The organism is Salegentibacter sp. BDJ18 (genome assembly GCF_017579965.1).
GTDB lineage: Bacteria > Bacteroidota > Bacteroidia > Flavobacteriales > Flavobacteriaceae > Salegentibacter.
The window spans coordinates 16,622-31,908 of the sequence record NZ_JAFLQX010000004.1 but is presented as its reverse complement, the minus strand read 5'-3'; the positions used below and the strand labels follow the sequence as shown (position 1 = coordinate 31,908).

The 15,287-nt window shown below is 36.9% G+C and carries 17 protein-coding genes; 4 read left to right on the top strand and 13 right to left on the bottom strand.

Features of this window, described 5'->3' with window-relative positions; genetic code table 11:
• Positions 1–190 precede the first annotated feature (190 nt).
• Both J0871_RS05115 and J0871_RS05110 read left to right on the top strand, forming a co-directional pair.
• Complete coding sequence (locus tag J0871_RS05115) at positions 191–505, top strand: hypothetical protein (protein WP_208223994.1); 315 nt, start codon at positions 191–193, stop codon at positions 503–505.
• A 322-nt stretch (positions 506–827) separates the two neighbouring features.
• Positions 828–2,036, top strand: a complete 1,209-nt coding sequence (locus tag J0871_RS05110; RefSeq protein ID WP_243870396.1) for a site-specific integrase — start codon at positions 828–830, stop codon at positions 2,034–2,036.
• Between the two features lie 83 nt (positions 2,037–2,119).
• On the opposite strand, the gene J0871_RS05105 is transcribed toward J0871_RS05110, so the two are convergent.
• From J0871_RS05105 to J0871_RS05085, 5 genes are all read right to left on the bottom strand, one after another.
• The gene (locus J0871_RS05105) at positions 2,120–3,316 is read right to left on the bottom strand and encodes an IS256 family transposase (RefSeq protein ID WP_208223990.1); all 1,197 of its coding nucleotides are present in this window, start codon (positions 3,314–3,316) and stop codon (positions 2,120–2,122) included.
• Between the two features lie 331 nt (positions 3,317–3,647).
• Positions 3,648–4,082, bottom strand: a complete 435-nt coding sequence (locus tag J0871_RS05100; RefSeq protein WP_208223988.1) for an antitoxin Xre/MbcA/ParS toxin-binding domain-containing protein — start codon at positions 4,080–4,082, stop codon at positions 3,648–3,650.
• A 97-nt stretch (positions 4,083–4,179) separates the two neighbouring features.
• Entirely contained in the window at positions 4,180–5,028 is an 849-nt protein-coding gene (locus tag J0871_RS05095; RefSeq protein ID WP_243870395.1) for a nucleotidyl transferase AbiEii/AbiGii toxin family protein, read from the bottom strand.
• Positions 5,006–5,965 (bottom strand): type IV toxin-antitoxin system AbiEi family antitoxin, encoded by a 960-nt coding sequence (locus J0871_RS05090; RefSeq protein ID WP_243870394.1) that lies wholly within the window; start codon positions 5,963–5,965, stop codon positions 5,006–5,008. Before J0871_RS05090 ends, J0871_RS05095 begins: the two co-directional genes overlap by 23 nt.
• Before the next feature lie 182 nt (positions 5,966–6,147).
• Positions 6,148–6,339 (bottom strand): GNAT family N-acetyltransferase, encoded by a 192-nt coding sequence (locus tag J0871_RS05085; protein WP_208223985.1) that lies wholly within the window; start codon positions 6,337–6,339, stop codon positions 6,148–6,150.
• A 357-nt stretch (positions 6,340–6,696) separates the two neighbouring features.
• Here J0871_RS05085 and J0871_RS05080 point away from each other — a divergent pair, with 357 nt between their 5' ends.
• Entirely contained in the window at positions 6,697–7,731 is a 1,035-nt protein-coding gene (locus J0871_RS05080; protein WP_208223983.1) for a hypothetical protein, read from the top strand.
• A 502-nt stretch (positions 7,732–8,233) separates the two neighbouring features.
• Here the strand turns inward: J0871_RS05080 and J0871_RS05075 are convergent.
• From J0871_RS05075 to J0871_RS05040, 8 genes are all read right to left on the bottom strand, one after another.
• Positions 8,234–8,692 (bottom strand): DUF6730 family protein, encoded by a 459-nt coding sequence (locus J0871_RS05075; RefSeq protein ID WP_208223981.1) that lies wholly within the window; start codon positions 8,690–8,692, stop codon positions 8,234–8,236.
• An 11-nt stretch (positions 8,693–8,703) separates the two neighbouring features.
• On the bottom strand, positions 8,704–9,570 hold the full coding sequence (locus J0871_RS05070; protein WP_208223979.1) for a relaxase/mobilization nuclease domain-containing protein: 867 nt from the start codon (positions 9,568–9,570) through the stop codon (positions 8,704–8,706).
• Complete coding sequence (gene mbpA, locus J0871_RS05065; RefSeq protein WP_208223977.1) at positions 9,567–9,863, bottom strand: mobilization protein MbpA; 297 nt, start codon at positions 9,861–9,863, stop codon at positions 9,567–9,569. The genes J0871_RS05070 and mbpA overlap by 4 nt, the downstream gene beginning before the upstream one ends.
• Before the next feature lie 125 nt (positions 9,864–9,988).
• Complete coding sequence (locus tag J0871_RS05060; RefSeq protein ID WP_208223975.1) at positions 9,989–10,858, bottom strand: toprim domain-containing protein; 870 nt, start codon at positions 10,856–10,858, stop codon at positions 9,989–9,991.
• 196 nt (positions 10,859–11,054) lie between these two features.
• Complete coding sequence (locus tag J0871_RS05055; RefSeq protein ID WP_208223973.1) at positions 11,055–12,236, bottom strand: VapE domain-containing protein; 1,182 nt, start codon at positions 12,234–12,236, stop codon at positions 11,055–11,057.
• Positions 12,237–12,368: 132 nt separating this feature from the next.
• Positions 12,369–12,659, bottom strand: coding sequence for a helix-turn-helix domain-containing protein (locus tag J0871_RS05050; RefSeq protein WP_208223971.1), 291 nt, complete (start codon positions 12,657–12,659; stop codon positions 12,369–12,371).
• Positions 12,660–12,783: 124 nt separating this feature from the next.
• On the bottom strand, positions 12,784–13,458 hold the full coding sequence (locus J0871_RS05045; RefSeq protein ID WP_208223970.1) for a hypothetical protein: 675 nt from the start codon (positions 13,456–13,458) through the stop codon (positions 12,784–12,786).
• A gap of 192 nt (positions 13,459–13,650) precedes the next feature.
• A complete protein-coding gene (locus J0871_RS05040; protein WP_208223969.1) occupies positions 13,651–14,730 on the bottom strand; it encodes a PAS domain-containing sensor histidine kinase in 1,080 nt (359 codons plus the stop codon).
• A 182-nt stretch (positions 14,731–14,912) separates the two neighbouring features.
• Here J0871_RS05040 and J0871_RS05035 point away from each other — a divergent pair, with 182 nt between their 5' ends.
• Positions 14,913–15,278, top strand: a complete 366-nt coding sequence (locus J0871_RS05035; protein ID WP_208223968.1) for a hypothetical protein — start codon at positions 14,913–14,915, stop codon at positions 15,276–15,278.
• The last annotated feature ends 9 nt before the right edge of the window (positions 15,279–15,287 follow it).

The following is a 15,287-nucleotide window of genomic DNA, read 5'->3' as shown; positions in this document are numbered from 1 at the left end:
GGAGCCTTACGATTCAGCAATTTTATATTAAATTTGGAGACCGGATACCACTGGACATAAACGCCAATTCCTCTGGGGCTAGCCCCAGAGGAATTGAAACATCAGACAGAGTTTAATTTACAGACCCACTTTTAATGATAATTACCGGTTACACAACATCCTCCAGTCATTAAATCCCGAAGGTTTTTTAGTGAAAAATGATATTAATCCTAAAGAATTATTAAGCGCTATAGAAAACGTACTTGCAGGTTCTCCTTATTATAGTAAGACGGTTTTAAACCTCCTTAGAAAACAAGTGGGAAGCGATATTTATTTAGATGAAGTGGATCGTAAAATGCTTTATGAACTTTCTATTGGCGCGAAACTAAAAGATCTAACAGATCTTCTCCCATTATCTATTGCAGGGATTGAAAAACGCAGGAGAAATCTAAAAAAAATGTTTGGTATTTCGGGAGCCGAAGATCGGGAGCTTGTAAAAATCGCCAGAGAAAAGGGTTTTTTATAGGCTGGGATAAAGCTTAATACACAACAAGCTAAAACGAAAAAAACCAGCCTTTTTCAAGACTGGTTTCTTCTGCTTTGCTCCCCCTCTTGGGCTCGAACCAAGGACCCTCTGATTAACAGCCGCTAAAAAGCTGTTTCAGATAATTTCATTTAGCTTCTTATGTATTGACAATCAATGTTTTATAACTTTTTACTTGTCATTTAGTTTTACAATATTTACCTTTATTTGCCCATTTGTTGTCCCTATGTTGTCCCCGTTTTAACCTACTAATTAAGGGTTTATCATTCAGAAATGACAAAATGTTGTCCCTAATATATGAATTATGATTAATCTCAAGATTGTACTCAAGAAAAAATTACTATCCGATGGAAAGTATCCTGTGTGTTTACGAGTTACTAAAGAAAGACAGTGTAGACATTACAAAACACCATTCAGCGCAAAAATGGACGAATGGATTGAACCAACCGGAGTTTTTAATAAAAAGCACAGTAACCACGTTCAAAATAATAGACTTCTTGTAAAATTCAAGGAAAGGGCCTACCAGATTATAACAGAATTGGAAATTGAAAATCCCGACTATACAATACAAGAATTCGATACCAGATTCAGGGTTACATATAACCCGGTAACAAATGATGTTTTTACATTTTTTGATGAAATTATTCAAGAAATGACCTATGCTGGTCGTGTAGGCAACGCGAAGTCGTATAGAGACACCAAGACCTCCATACAGATTTTCTATAAGAGCAAAAAGCTTAGTTTTCGGGAAGTTAACTCCACCTTTTTAAGCAAATATGATGCATTCTTAAGATCCAGAGGCGGAACCGATGGAGGTGTTGGCGTAAAAATGAGAGCTATAAGAGCACTATACAACAAAGCCATAGAGCGTGGTATCGTTAAAGAAAGTTTATACCCCTTTAAAAAATATAAAATTTCAGGTTTGAGGGGCAAAGGTTTTAAACGTGCCCTGGATTTTGAAGAAATAATGAGCATTGTGAATATAGATTTGAGTAATCATTCGCATTTAGTTGATACCAGAAACTACTTTGTTTTTAGTTTCTATACTAGGGGAATGAACTTTGCCGACATGATGTGTCTGGAATGGAAAGATGTGGAAAAGAATGTCATCTATTACACCAGGGCTAAAACCAAAGGAAATTTCTCAATTGCCATAATGCCCCCAGTAAGAGAAATTCTAGACTATTACCGAATTAATGGATATGGGAATAAATATGTATTTCCATTACTGTATCGTGAAAACTACACTCCTACCCAACTTGCAGATCGAAAACATAAAATGTTAGGGATCTATAACAAAAATCTAAAGGAACTAGCTACAATTTGTGAGATCACGAAAAATGTTAGCAGTTATGTGGCCAGGCATAGTTTTGCTAATTGCCTTAAACAAAAAGGGGTTGCAACGGATGTGATTAGTGAATCTCTAGGACATCAAAATCTAACTGTAACCCAAGCATATTTAAAAGAATTAGATACTCAGGTTGTCGATAAAGCTCTGGAAGTATTGTTATAATCGTTCTATATTTAAATAAAAGTACAGATTTACGACACTATCCCGCAAAGTGTGTAAAGTTAAAATAACAGGGGTTGGACTTTTTAAAGTCTGACCCTTTTTTCATAGATCGTAAGGAACTGATTTAAAATAATGCCCCAGTTCCTAATTGGCATTGACCACTTTTTAGTGGCTTCCCTTGTAGCCAAATATACCGATTTCATCACTGCCTCATCGGTAGGGAAAGACAATTTATTTTTAGTGTACTTCCTGATTTTACCATTGAGGTTCTCGATAAGGTTGGTGGTATAAATGATCTTTCTTATTTCCAGGGGGAACTCAAAGAATACCGTAAGGTCTTCCCAGTTATCTCTCCAGCTCTTTATAGCATAAGAATACTTACTTTCCCATAGCCCTGCAAAATCATCCAGGGCAGCTTTGGCAGCTTGCTGGTTAGGTGCGTTGTAGATATGTTTCATATCTGCTGTAAAGGCTTTTTTGTCCTTCCATACCACATACCTGCAGGCGTTGCGTATTTGATGCACTACGCAGATTTGGGTTTTGGACTCAGGGAATACGTTCCTGATGGTATCGGTAAACCCGTTTAGGTTATCAGTAGCCGTGATAAGGATATCTTCGGTTCCCCTGGATTTTATATCGGTAAGGACACTCATCCAAAAAGCTGCAGATTCATTTTTACCCAACCAAAGTCCCAATACTTCTTTCTTTCCATCTCTGCGAAGCCCAACTGCTATGTATATTGTCTTGTTGATCACCTTGGAGTTCTCCCGTACCTTGAATACGATCCCATCCATCCAAACAATAAGATATACGGGTTCGAGTGGTCGGTTCTGCCAGGCCACGATATCCTCGGTGACCTTCTCGGTAATCCTGGAGATGGTAGAAGTGGAAACTTCAAAATTATAAACTTCCCTGATCTGTTCTTCGATATCGCTATTACTCATTCCTTTGGCATAGAGCGATACGATGACATTTTCAATACCATCAACCATATTGCCCCGTTTGGGGACAATCATCGGATTAAAGGAAGCATTCCGGTCCCTGGGAACCTGGATCTGGGATTCCCCGAAAGAAGTGCGAACCTTTTTTTGACCAAAACCATTGCGGGTATTGGGATTATCGGACTTTTGGCTCTTGTCATAACCTAAATGACCATCCAATTCGCCTTCCAGCATTTTTTCAATGCCACGTTTCTGCAGTTGTTTTAAAAAGCCATTGAGCTCATCTCCACTTTTGAACTGCTTTAAAAATTCATCGTTAAATAAATCCTCTTTTTTCATACTGTGTAAAATTTAAAATTAGACAAAAAAATAACAGGGGTCGTGACCCCTGTTATTTTTCTATTTACACAGTTTATGAGATAGTCCTAGATTTACTTTTCTTATTATCGTTTAAACCAAATTCTTTAAATACTCTGTAATTAAAGAATTTGATTCACCCTTAAAGCATTGAAAACAATCTCTTTTTCTAACTGTTCACGTTTTTTATTTGTTCACGTTTCGTGAACAGTTCTAATTTATGAACAGATAATTAAATATCTTCCTGTTATACACTTTTGAAGAAACTGTTTTATAAAATTGTAAAAGGCATTCATATTCATAAGTAGCTGATTTATGAAAAAACACCATGTTCTATTCTAAGTAATTCATCCTCAACCAAGTCAATACCAATGTTGGTTTCAATTAAGTCCAGTGGTTTCGAATTTGCCAATGCTCTATTTGAATGATTTAGCCAAACAGTAAATTTCTCTTTTTCATTAAAAACCTGAATACCCTTGAGAAAAAGAAGAGTGAGTTCTATTAACCGCTCGGAAGAATTAATATCCATAGTCTTATCTGGAGAATAACGCTGTAGGGTTCTTTCTGAGACGTGAATTAATTTAGAAAGTTGTTTCCTGGTTAAACCGGAATGTTTGATAAAAGAAGTTACTGAATTTCCGCTCAAACCTTCATTTATAACCTTGAGGTATACAAAAGCTGAATTTGCTTCATTCAAAGAAGCCGATTTGATATCTAGCCATTTAGCTACATTTTCTCTCTCAACCATGTGATACATTCTCAATAACAAATCGCGTTTTCTTTATCCCAATTTAGTGAAAAATGTCGGCCGAAAAACCAAGCCGAATGTCGCGAGGAATGCATTTTTAAGGTTCTAATCCATTAACTAGCTTTTGAAGGCTTTGCAGCACCTCTTCGTAGTATAAGGATCTATGGGTTTCTAAAATTTGATTAATCAGTTTGCTTTCTTCTCTTTTACCGATTTCTTCAAGCAAGATTTCCTGGATGGATACAAGCGTTTCTGAGTGCATTTCTAATGATTCCCTGATATCTATTCCTAAAAGAATAGCTCCTGCAGTTGTATTATTAAAAAATTCCTGCCCATATACTTCATCGTAATAATTGGAGGCAGCCCTTTCTTCGTAAATAGATAGGTAGTTTCCTAAGATAAAACCTATATCATCTGCATCCTTATTGTTATGCTGGTGGCGATCTTTCCAGGCGATTATTTTCAAAATGAAAATACCACTCAGTGTCGCAATCCTTATTTCGGTTTCATCATCTATACGAACCGGTAATGCAGCTTCATCAGCGGCCTCAAAGCCTAATACCGACATAGCCATCTCCTCATTTGGAGGCCAGAATATTTTATGGTCTTTTTTCATTATTTCTCCAAAAGGAACAATATCTAATTCAAATTTATCTTTATAGATAAAGCGTTGTTTCTGGTCCTTATCCTTGGTGAAATTTTTAAGCTTTACGAGCTCTTTTTCTACACTTAACCATTGTTCCCAATTGTTTACCGCAATGGCTATATCAAGATCATAGGTTAACCGTCCGGAATGTATATTATGTATTTCCATAATAATATCCCGTGCGATGGCACCTATCACAAAAAAGGAAATACCGGCTTCTTTAAAATATCCGGTAAGTTCCAATAAAATTGGTTTCAACAGTGGATGGGTGAATTTTTTACTGGATATGTTGTAGCTCATTTGCTAGAATCTTTTTTGCGGTCTCAATATTTCTTCCATAACCACTGTTTATTAAATCGGCATACACTAAAAGTGCGGGTGCTGTTTTGCTGGTAGTATCATTACCTGTCCAAAATTTTTGTAAAACTTCAACAGTGCCCGCTTCGCTTGGGATTAAGCCAAGCGTTTTTGCAACTTGAGAAAGTTCCAAATCTGTAAATACGGTAAATTGTTCAGGTCGTAAGCTATCTGTGAGAATTGCCCCCCCAGGTTCTCCTCCCCAGAGAATAGATCCATTTTCCGAATATAGTTCGAGACCACGCCAGTTTTTTAATTGTTCGTTATCTTTAAATCGCATCCGCTTTCTTAAGATTCTGGGCCTGAGATTAGCATTGAAATCAACCACCCATCGCTCTAGCAGTTCCGTTTTATTTTTAAGAACCCTTTTGTTTTCTGTTTTTAAGATGTAATTTAATTGTTCAAGTTCAGCCATTACGTTACTTACTGAACCTACAGACACATCGGCCTGCTCCGCTATACTTCTGTAAGAATCCTGAAAATTTTCAGGTTTATTCAATAAATGAAAAATAATTTTCAAGCCTGCTTCCTGAAAAGCCCGTGATTGATTAGTTTTATCCTTTTTGGTGTTTTTCTGACCTTCTACAAAGATAGCTATATCTTGATGCTTTATAAACGCATTGCCCGCAACATCAATATAGTTTATGCCTCGTTTTTTGAGTTCCTGGGTAGCCTTTATTGAAATATATTCAGCAATTAAAATAATAGGTTTGCTATTATTGTTTTTCATTTCCTCTAGTTGCGAAACAATAAAACCTTGATTAGAGTTTCTTACAGTTGGCCTACTTTCGACGATGAACGTGGTATTATGTACAGTTAAAAGTACTTGGTGGGGCTCATTGGAATCTACCTTAATGGAAACTTTGCTAAGTTCTTCCAATTTAGAAGCTGCTTCGTAGATATAGTCATTATTCCTATACATTGCTTTTTGTGTTCATTATTATTCATTGTTCAGTGACAATGAACATTCAAATATAATGAACGTTTTTTAAAGTGAAGAAGAATAATTAGCAATGATAGTTTTCTTAACAAATCTTCTGCAACTCTAAATAAGCTTCAGGTTCACAATTTCAGCTTCTGTTTTGCCCTAATCCTCCAACGGCCAATGCCCTGTTCTTGACATTCATCATCTACAGCCAAATCAGATAGATAGGAACAGTAAACAAAGTCGGTGATTGCCCTGGCAACCCCAATTAATTTAAGATCATCTCTTGCTGCAGTAATTAAGTTTGCATTTTCAACCATTGCTTTCATCCTCTCAATACCATTAATGGGCCTTCTTTCTTCCAGAGTAGATTTTATGAGTGGCTTTCGGAATTCCTCCGACGAAATGTTACTGTCTATTTTGAACGTTATCATTATAATCAGAAATAAGGTAAGGTCAACCCCAACCAGAGATTTCCGAGGGTGATGATACAGACAATTTTATGCCTGCTAAACGGGGGAGAAAAATCCTAAATTTTTCATGTTTCCAATCTATCTTTTGAATTAAAAATTTGGATCAATTTTTAACAGAAGAAGACCTTAAATTTTTTAATGGGATGTTCCTTTTTTATCTAATTTTATCACCAGTCAGTTAAACATTTTCTGACTTTAATCCCTGAGAATACGATGAATAAATATTTCTCCCGCTGGTTTGTAATTTTTATGTTTCTTGGCCTTATCTCCTGTAGTGAAGATGAAGCTTTACCGAAACCGGAGGTGCTTCCGGAGGTCAATTTGGAGACGAAAGATACTTATAAGTACATTGCACTTCGCAATGATGGGCAACTTTTCGAAGTTGGAAATTTAACAGGGAAAATAGACCTTATTAACAAGATACCCGGTATTGATTTTAATACCACCTTTAACGCAATCACCTCTTCACCCACCCATCTTTACATCTATGAGCATAAGTTTCCTCCTCTTCAGAGTTTAATTCATATTTATAACCGCACCACAAAAACCAGCCAGTCTAAAATAATCAGCTTTCCGCAAGATGTTTTTGGAGAGTTTCCGGGTCTGTTATCGCTGGAATGGGATAAAAGAAGTGAAAACCTGATTGGACTTATAAAAGAACATTATGAACAGGGACCTCACGATATAAGCCGCCTGGCACGTATAGATCCGGTTACTTTGGAAATAACTTCCATGAATATAGAAGTTGACCTTGCTCACATCATTTCCACCCAACTTATTGAAAATAATATCTACACATCCACTTACCGCACGAGCACCGGGAGTGGAAATAATGATTTTTTTAAAATTGATCTTAGAAGTGGTGCTTTAACCAGCCTTGAGTTGGAAAATATGGTAAGACCCCCCATTCATTTATCCAAGAACACCAGGAATAATATTTTATTCGGTTTTCTTCCAGTAGAAGGCTCCAATTTTATGGGGGCTGCCCGCCCTGTACTTATTAATCCGGACAATATGCAGGTAACTGATTTATTTCCAAATGAGGTCATTGGAAACCTCAACTTTATGGGCCGATCTTTTTTTAACCCAGATTCTGGGGAGCATGTGGACTTCATCACTTCCACTACTTATTTTGGTTTATTTCACTATAATACTAGCAGTCAAAAGGTCTCGGTAACTCACCTTGAATCTCCCAATAATCTTTCTAGTTTAGTGGGAATAGTAGATGTAAGAAAGGTGGACAAATAAAGGATTATATTTATTGCAACTTCAATAAAATTTTGCTGCTTTTTACATGAAAAGCAGCTAGGAAGAATATGTACTATTGAAAATGAAAAAAGAGAGCTAAAAATCTCTTTGAGGCGCCTTACTTCTCAACTGCTATCAACTACTGGAGTTATTGAATTAATAATTCCCTACTTTTTTTCTGAATTTTCAATTTTCACTCATCGTATGCCCCATATCTACCATAACTTTGCGCTGGATCCTATGCTGTTTTTATAGTATACGGGAAGTTAAGCGTAAAGTAAAAACAGCATAGGGCGCAACACTTATATTTATTAAACCAGTAAATTTTCTCCTGTTTTCAGGGCCTTTCAAGCCATTTACTAGTAATGTCCACTCCTTGTCCACTCATTTAAAATTTGCTTTTATTTTTTACTAAATTTTTGATGCAAATTTCAACGGTTTTATTGGGGGTTTCACGGCATTTGTCGCAATTTTACTAATTTTTTCAAAGGTGCATTTGTCATTACAAATTGGGGTATCCACCCTGTAGCCACTCGCAGTATGCCTCCTGGATTTCCGGATATGCTGCAAAATAATCTTGGTAAGATTTATTCTGTGATTCCATAATCGTTCGGTAAACTTCAAAATTGTCTTCTACCTTTTCTTTGGAGGTATAACCAAAATACCCCACGAAGCCTAAAGCAATAATTCCCGATATTCCGAAAAGGATAAGCAAGTAATTGGGTATGATCCTGGCGCGCTTTAATTTCCGATCTATCTCTTTTAGTATTTCATCTGTTTTTTCCTTTTCCAATTCCTGTTTTTGCAGGAATGTGTTCAGGTTCTTTTCCAATGCTTCCGTGCTGATGGGGATGCTCATCTTGACCAGTTGTCCTGAAAGCTTGTGAAGCTTCAGCACTGCCGTTTTAAAATCCTTCATTTCATCGGCCATCAGTTCCATAATTTCATCTAGTTTTTTCATCACTTATAATTTTAATATCCTATACCGGTATCTCTTACTGTTTTTACTATTCCCTTTAAAATCTCTTTAGCGATTTTGGTGGATAGGTTGCTGCTTAGCTGCACTGTCTTATCCAATACCTGGAAGGTTTTAGGTAGTTCTTTTAGCCTTGTTAAACTTCTGTTTTGCGAGATCGCGGGAATTAATCGATTACCGCTCATCGACCGGTCCACTTCACTTGCTTTGAGATTTACTCCTTTGTATTCCACCCGAAACCCCTGTAGTTGATTGGCTTTATTGATGGTGGGAATCACTTCAATCTTTTGGGCTTTCATTTTACTGATATATTCATCCAGCGATTTTGGTCTGGTTTGAAGCACCCGATCATGAATATTTTTGATTTGCTGTCTCAGATATTTCAATTCGTGTAATTTTTCATTCTGTACTTCCCGAACCCTGGTCAGCCCTAATTCTTTGGCTACATTATCGGCAGCTATCTGGCTTCGTTTTCCGATAAAGCTGTCATTGTAGGCTTTGCCATCAAAACTAATCCTGTTGGTATAGATATGAACGTGGGTATGCGCTTTATCACGGTGAACAAAGCCAATAGATTGATTGTTTTGAAGGTTCATTTCCTTTAAAAACTTTTTAGCGAGATCTTCCAGCTCTTTTTTGCTTAGATCCTTTCCGTCCTCAATTGTTGGACTGATGATAAAGCTTAAGGTGTTATTGGTACACCGCAGGTTTTGCGTCTGGATAATCCTAAACTCTTCAGCTATTTCCGCGGGAGTATCTCCGGCTACGTGCTCTCTTAACACGACTTCAGCTTCTTTCTCCTGGTTCCAGCCATAGGATATGGAAACCCTGGTACCGGAAACGGCATGTCCTTTCCCTATCATTTTTTAAAGTTTTTTAAGTGCGTTCTGATTTCTTTCGCCAGGTCTTCCACTTCTCTGGCCAGCTTTGGATCCCGCTTTCTAAACATATTCCCAATGCGAGTAAAGTTGTTCTTGTACTGGACCATCATCTGGTAAGTTTCCACTTGTTCCGGGGTAATTCGTTCTACAATATTTTTATCAAAGGCGGTAGCTCGTATGTATTCTGAAAGGGAAATTCCTGCCCTGGCCGCTCTTCTTTGGAGTAGCTTCTTCTCGTAGATCGAGCATCGAACCTGGATGTATTCCCTTTTCATTTTTTTCTTTTTAAAACCTTTGCAACCATCGGGCGCAAAGCAAGATTGTCATTACAATGACACATCTTGCTTTTCCCTTTCAACTGAAATTCTCCGATAGGGGTTCCCTATTTACCAAAGCATCATTATTTTAAAGTCAGGGATTTTTCAGCTTTCAATTTTTCATTCAGATCTCTATAGTCAGAGTAGGAAGCACTGCAATCGGTCACATTCTCAAACTGGTTTAAAAGCGAACCGGCTGCTTTTTTACCTGCCGAATCATTATCCAGATAGATCAGGACCTTCTCATATTTCGGGATCAAAGTTTCGATCCTTTTTATAAAAGCCAGGGAATTTAAAATGATGCAGTCTGAATTTTGCACCAATTCTTCATCAATCGTTGCCAGGGAAAGAAAATCAAACATCCCTTCTGTGATAAGTAGTTGCCTGGATCCTCTTTCAAAAAATGAAAAGGTTTTAGGGCTACTGGAAGTTTTAAAGTATTTATTCCTAAGTTCCCAGCCTCCTTTATAATTTTCAAGGCCAAGTGCAAAAAACCGTTTTCCTTTACTGCGATACCAAACCTGTCTGCAGTATTTTCTACCAATCTCATAAGGTATATTCCGGGAGTTCAGGTAATCAATTAATGCTTTCAGGTAAATAATTTGAACATCCAGGATACTAATTTCTGGTTCCTTAGTAAGATGTTCGATATTCGGCGGGCTAAAAGAAAGAGAGCTCATATCGTTCTTTAAAAATTCCAGGGCTTCCCTTACTGACCAGGATTTTATAAGCATAATGAGATCTATGGTATTCCCTCCTTTTCCTAATCCGAAGTCAAACCATAAGTTTTTAATTAAAGAGACGCTAAAAGAGGCTTGGGTTTCTGACCGCAGGGGACTCAGAAACCAAGCTTCTTTTTCCGTTGTCCTGGTGGGAAAGTGCCCTAATTTTGCAAGCGTTTTTACGATGCAAATATTACGGGCACTTTTACACGATAAGTTATTTAAGTTCATTTTTTAATTTTTAAGTTACCTATTTACCCAGGCCAGTAAAACCAAGGGTTTCAATGCATTTTTTGCTGTTTTTCGTATCTACCTTAATTACCGGAAGGTAGATTGGGTAAATAATTTTAGATGGCTATTTACCTTTATTCGTCCCTCTGTTGACGGCTTCTTCCAGAGTCCAGGGTAGTTAGGTAAATAGTTTATATTAAATTTCTAAAGGAGAGGTCTTGAACCTTTGCTTGATCAGGTAGCCATATACCCCGCTCTGGCGTTGTTTTACTCTTTCATAATTCAGCGCTTTTAAGGCTCTTCCCATGTAATACATATTCAGTCTCGGATTAATACAATTAAGCTGTAACACTATATCTGATGCCGTTTTAAAGTCGTTAGGATCTGAACTCTTGAGATAGTACTTACAAAGCAGCTCTTCCTCCATACTGGCTTCCCGGTAAGTCTTGTTCCTTTCCTCATTTGCAACAATATCCTCCAGGGTCAGTTCCGGGTTAAATTGTTCATCCACATAGGCCAAATAATAAGCCTGAGCCCATACTTTGTTTATATCTACTTCCCGGGAGTAAGCGAAATCAATCTTACCAATTAGCTCAAAACATAACCAACGCACAGAACCGGTTTCATCATTAAGAAAGGTTGCCCTGTTGGTAGATCCTATAAAACTGCAGGTCCTTCGCAGGTTCGAGTTTTTACGATCATAAGGCAGCCTTTCATTAATCATCGTTTTAGAGAAATAAGCTTTAAGCGCATTTATTTCTTTTCTGGCCAGCACGGATAATTCATCTAAATTGATGATGAAATTCCTGGTAAGTTGGATCCTGGCGTCTTTATCTGTGGTCATATCTTCAGCAAAGTACTTTGATAAGGCCGGTGGACAGAGAAACCTGCACCAGGTAGATTTGCCTGAATTTTGTTCTGAATGCACTAAAACCAAACATTGCTTATTGAAGTAATGTTCATCCAATGCACCCTTAACTGTTCGCACCAGCCATTTCCTGAAATGATAAAGAAATTGCTCAGGTTCTTTAGCCGGAAGATAGGAAGCGAGTGTTCTTATATGATCTCCACCTACCCATTTTGGAAGCTTATCAAAGTATTCCGCAATCGGGTTAAATCTCGGAATTAGGTTAGACCGTAAATAGATGTCCAATTTGCCCGGATTAATCTCTATGTTTGATTTCGCTAATTCTATAAGTAGCGAATTCACTTCAAAATCTTCCCAGCTATTTGACTCCTTAATCCGAATCTGAAACTCGTGAGATATTTCGTTAAACCTGATATCATATTTATCAGAAACATACTCCTCCACAGCATCATAGATCGTTTTTTTCTTCTGCTCGGATACTTGATAAAGTTTAAGTTTATTCTTTTCCATGATCTTTCATTTTACATCTTTTGCTTCTGATATTATAGAGGGTTAAAACCTTATTAAGGTTCACTTACAACCACTCGGATATAGGATGATTTTTCATCAGAATATTTTTAAGGTTGAGTAAAAAGCAAGTGCCTACTTGCGGTTCTTCAATAAGTTCTTATTGAACTGATCCTCCAGGTAGGCATCGGAAAGGTCCGGCTCTCCCAGGAGCCAGGCATCGATTTTTTCCTTGTCGAAAAACTTCTGTCGAATGTTCGGGTTGCTCCCCATTGGGATAAGCTTTAAATGGGTAAGCTTATAGATCTTACTTTTGGAGAGACCCGTATATTGTGCCAGGTCTTCCACGTTCATTACTTTTTTGGTGTGGGAAAGAAGCACTTTAATGTCCTCCAATAAACCCACTACTTGTTCTTGCTCATTCATAACTATATGGTTAAAATTAGAAATGAGTAAAAGGCCTTTTACTATTTTGTACAGGACAAACTTAGGAAAGTAAATACCTATAAATCAATAGCATAATTCAATTAAAAAGGGAATTATGCTATAATTATTCTTTATTTAGCATTTGCCGAATGAATTTTCGCTGGTTTCTGGAATTAATTTTTTCCTGGTCGTTTTTCCAGGCGGAAAAACTGGTTTTTAAAGTGTTTTCTTTAAGCGGTTCGTTTTTCATCAAAAAGGAATTCATCAATAATTGGAAAAACTCACGTTTCCTTTCTCCGGAGAAATCTTGAATTCCACCAACTAATAATTCATCGAACAAAACAAACAAAATTCGGTGGTTTGCGGAGTCCCCACTTTTATTTCCAACGGTAAAATTAATCTTCTCCTGAACCTTTCGGCCTTTGAGCAATCTAAAAAACTGGGTTATAGCGTTTTTATCAAGGTTGATGTATTCAAACCTTATCTGCAACTTATTAATGGGCTCCACCTTAAAATTATGCCGGTCGGTCTCCAGGTGCTTATCTGATTCATAGAATATGGCCAGCCAAACCAAAATTACCGCCAGCACTATAAGAAGTACTAGAAAATAGACGTAACTGTCTATTATAGTTTTTACACCAAAAATTAAACTAAAACTTAAAACGAAAAGGATAAAGAAGGAAAGGATAAAAAGAATCAGATTGGTAGTACTCCCCTCAATTTTATCTTCAATGAAATCATTTATTCCAGATCTTAATCTAGCCAGTGCTTTTCCAGACTCAAGAATAAATTTTTCCATACTTACCAACCTTTCAGGCTATTAAATATAGTCAAAAGAAAAATAGGTGGGAAATCATAATAACGCTCAGACCACCCAGTGTGAAGTTTCCATCTGCAAATTATCAACCAGAAAGAGTAGGCCTTTATACGTGTGGGAATACATCAAATGGAGTAAAATTTACAATTGCTATAAGAAGTTTTGCGTTATTCTTCAATCTTTGAAACTTAAAATAAAAGAAGTCCCAACTCCGGTTTTGCTCTTAACATCAATATCACCACCTAAGCTATTCATATAACTCTTTACCAGATATAGACCAATTCCCTTGCTGTCCTTATGATCTGTAAACTTTTGGTGCAATTCAAATAGCCTGTTCTCACTTTTTCCCATATCGAAACCAGTTCCGTTATCTACAAAATGAATTTGAGAACCGGTCTCATTTTTTTTAGAACTAATAGAAATTATGGGTGGAATTCCCGGTTTAGCATATTTTATGGAATTGGTGATTAGATTTAGAAAGATGCTATTCAGGTAAAATTTGTTAACCTTAAGAAATTCAATTTCAGAAAAATCAATTTCAAAACTAGTCTCGGTTTCTTCAATTAGAGATTGTAACGAACCGACAATGTTGTTAATTATATCTTTTAAATTCACCGGTTCGAAATTGCGATTTAGTAAACGGTTTTCCTGAAGATGATCAACCTGATCGTTTAAAGTAGCTTTTAATTTATGAACCGATTTTTCTAATAACTCCAGATATAGCAAGGTTTCATCATCCTGAATTTTGGAGCGATCTAGTAAATTAACAAGAGAAATTAGATTGTTTACTGGAGACCTTAGATCGTGAGCCGCAGTATAACTTAATTGTGTAAGCCCTGAATTTTTTGATGTAAGGTCTCGTATTCTGATGTGACGATCTTCTTCTAGCTTTTTAAGATGGGTAATGTTTTTGGAAATAGCGTAGATCAATTCTTTATCAGGAACAGGAATGGAGGTCCAGGTGAGCCAGACAATTTCACCTGATTTTTTTAAATAACGGTTTTGAAAATGTAACAAGGGTACTCCTTCCAAAATCTTTGCCCGCGTATCGGCCGTATTCTTTTTATCCTCAGGATGAACAAAATGACTAATGGGATTCGCAAATAACTCTTCCTGAGTATATCCCATTAATTTTACGAAGGCTGGATTTATTTTTCTAAAGTATCCATCATATCCGGCAATACATAAATAATCGTGCGAGAGCGAAAAAAAAGGTTCCAGGTCAAATTCGCTTTCAATAATTTTTACATCCATTTTAGCTTGGGGCTTCAGAAGTAAAAGTAGGCAAAAATAAAATATAATGGCCGGGATGCTTACAAGATCGCTGAAAAGACGGTGGAAAGTGTGAAGAAGTATCCTAAATATTCAAGCGTTGTAAATGTGATGCTCTTCTTTGCTAATGGGAACCGGAATTTCCCATTTAAAAAAGTGGTGCTATGATCAAGGAATCCACAATTTCTATAAAGCTGCTTAACCAGGATAAACTTAGTATTTTAAGTTATGCCTGCGCCGTTTACCAGGAATATCTAAAGGTGCTGTGTAATACTGAAAATAAAAGTCAGCATCACATTCACAATTCTATTAACCGGGAATATGGATATATGTTACTGAGCAAGCTTACCCGAAGAAAAACTCCGAAGAGTATCACTATAGATGTTCATACTGCATTTATTGCTGCAGACGGATTGAGCTATTATATGGACACCACAAAAGATACCTGGGGAAAGAATGCAGCGATGCCGTTTTTAGACCAGGTATTCCAGGAACTACCAAATACCAAAGACAAAAAAAATATTCACTAATAATTGAAT

Coding starts and splice junctions, on each gene's coding strand:
- mbpA (WP_208223977.1), bottom strand. CDS start 9,863: ATGAAAAGGGAATACATCCAGGTTCGATGCTCGATCTACGAGAAGAAG.
- J0871_RS05055 (WP_208223973.1), bottom strand. CDS start 12,236: ATGGAAAAGAATAAACTTAAACTTTATCAAGTATCCGAGCAGAAGAAA.
- J0871_RS05050 (WP_208223971.1), bottom strand. CDS start 12,659: ATGAATGAGCAAGAACAAGTAGTGGGTTTATTGGAGGACATTAAAGTG.
- J0871_RS05075 (WP_208223981.1), bottom strand. CDS start 8,692: ATGAAAAAACTAGATGAAATTATGGAACTGATGGCCGATGAAATGAAG.
- J0871_RS05035 (WP_208223968.1), top strand. CDS start 14,913: ATGATCAAGGAATCCACAATTTCTATAAAGCTGCTTAACCAGGATAAA.
- J0871_RS05045 (WP_208223970.1), bottom strand. CDS start 13,458: ATGGAAAAATTTATTCTTGAGTCTGGAAAAGCACTGGCTAGATTAAGA.
- J0871_RS05070 (WP_208223979.1), bottom strand. CDS start 9,570: ATGATAGGGAAAGGACATGCCGTTTCCGGTACCAGGGTTTCCATATCC.
- J0871_RS05080 (WP_208223983.1), top strand. CDS start 6,697: ATGAATAAATATTTCTCCCGCTGGTTTGTAATTTTTATGTTTCTTGGC.
- J0871_RS05110 (WP_243870396.1), top strand. CDS start 828: ATGATTAATCTCAAGATTGTACTCAAGAAAAAATTACTATCCGATGGA.
- J0871_RS05085 (WP_208223985.1), bottom strand. CDS start 6,339: ATGAAAGCAATGGTTGAAAATGCAAACTTAATTACTGCAGCAAGAGAT.
- J0871_RS05060 (WP_208223975.1), bottom strand. CDS start 10,858: ATGAACTTAAATAACTTATCGTGTAAAAGTGCCCGTAATATTTGCATC.
- J0871_RS05105 (WP_208223990.1), bottom strand. CDS start 3,316: ATGAAAAAAGAGGATTTATTTAACGATGAATTTTTAAAGCAGTTCAAA.
- J0871_RS05095 (WP_243870395.1), bottom strand. CDS start 5,028: ATGAGCTACAACATATCCAGTAAAAAATTCACCCATCCACTGTTGAAA.
- J0871_RS05100 (WP_208223988.1), bottom strand. CDS start 4,082: ATGGTTGAGAGAGAAAATGTAGCTAAATGGCTAGATATCAAATCGGCT.
- J0871_RS05040 (WP_208223969.1), bottom strand. CDS start 14,730: ATGGATGTAAAAATTATTGAAAGCGAATTTGACCTGGAACCTTTTTTT.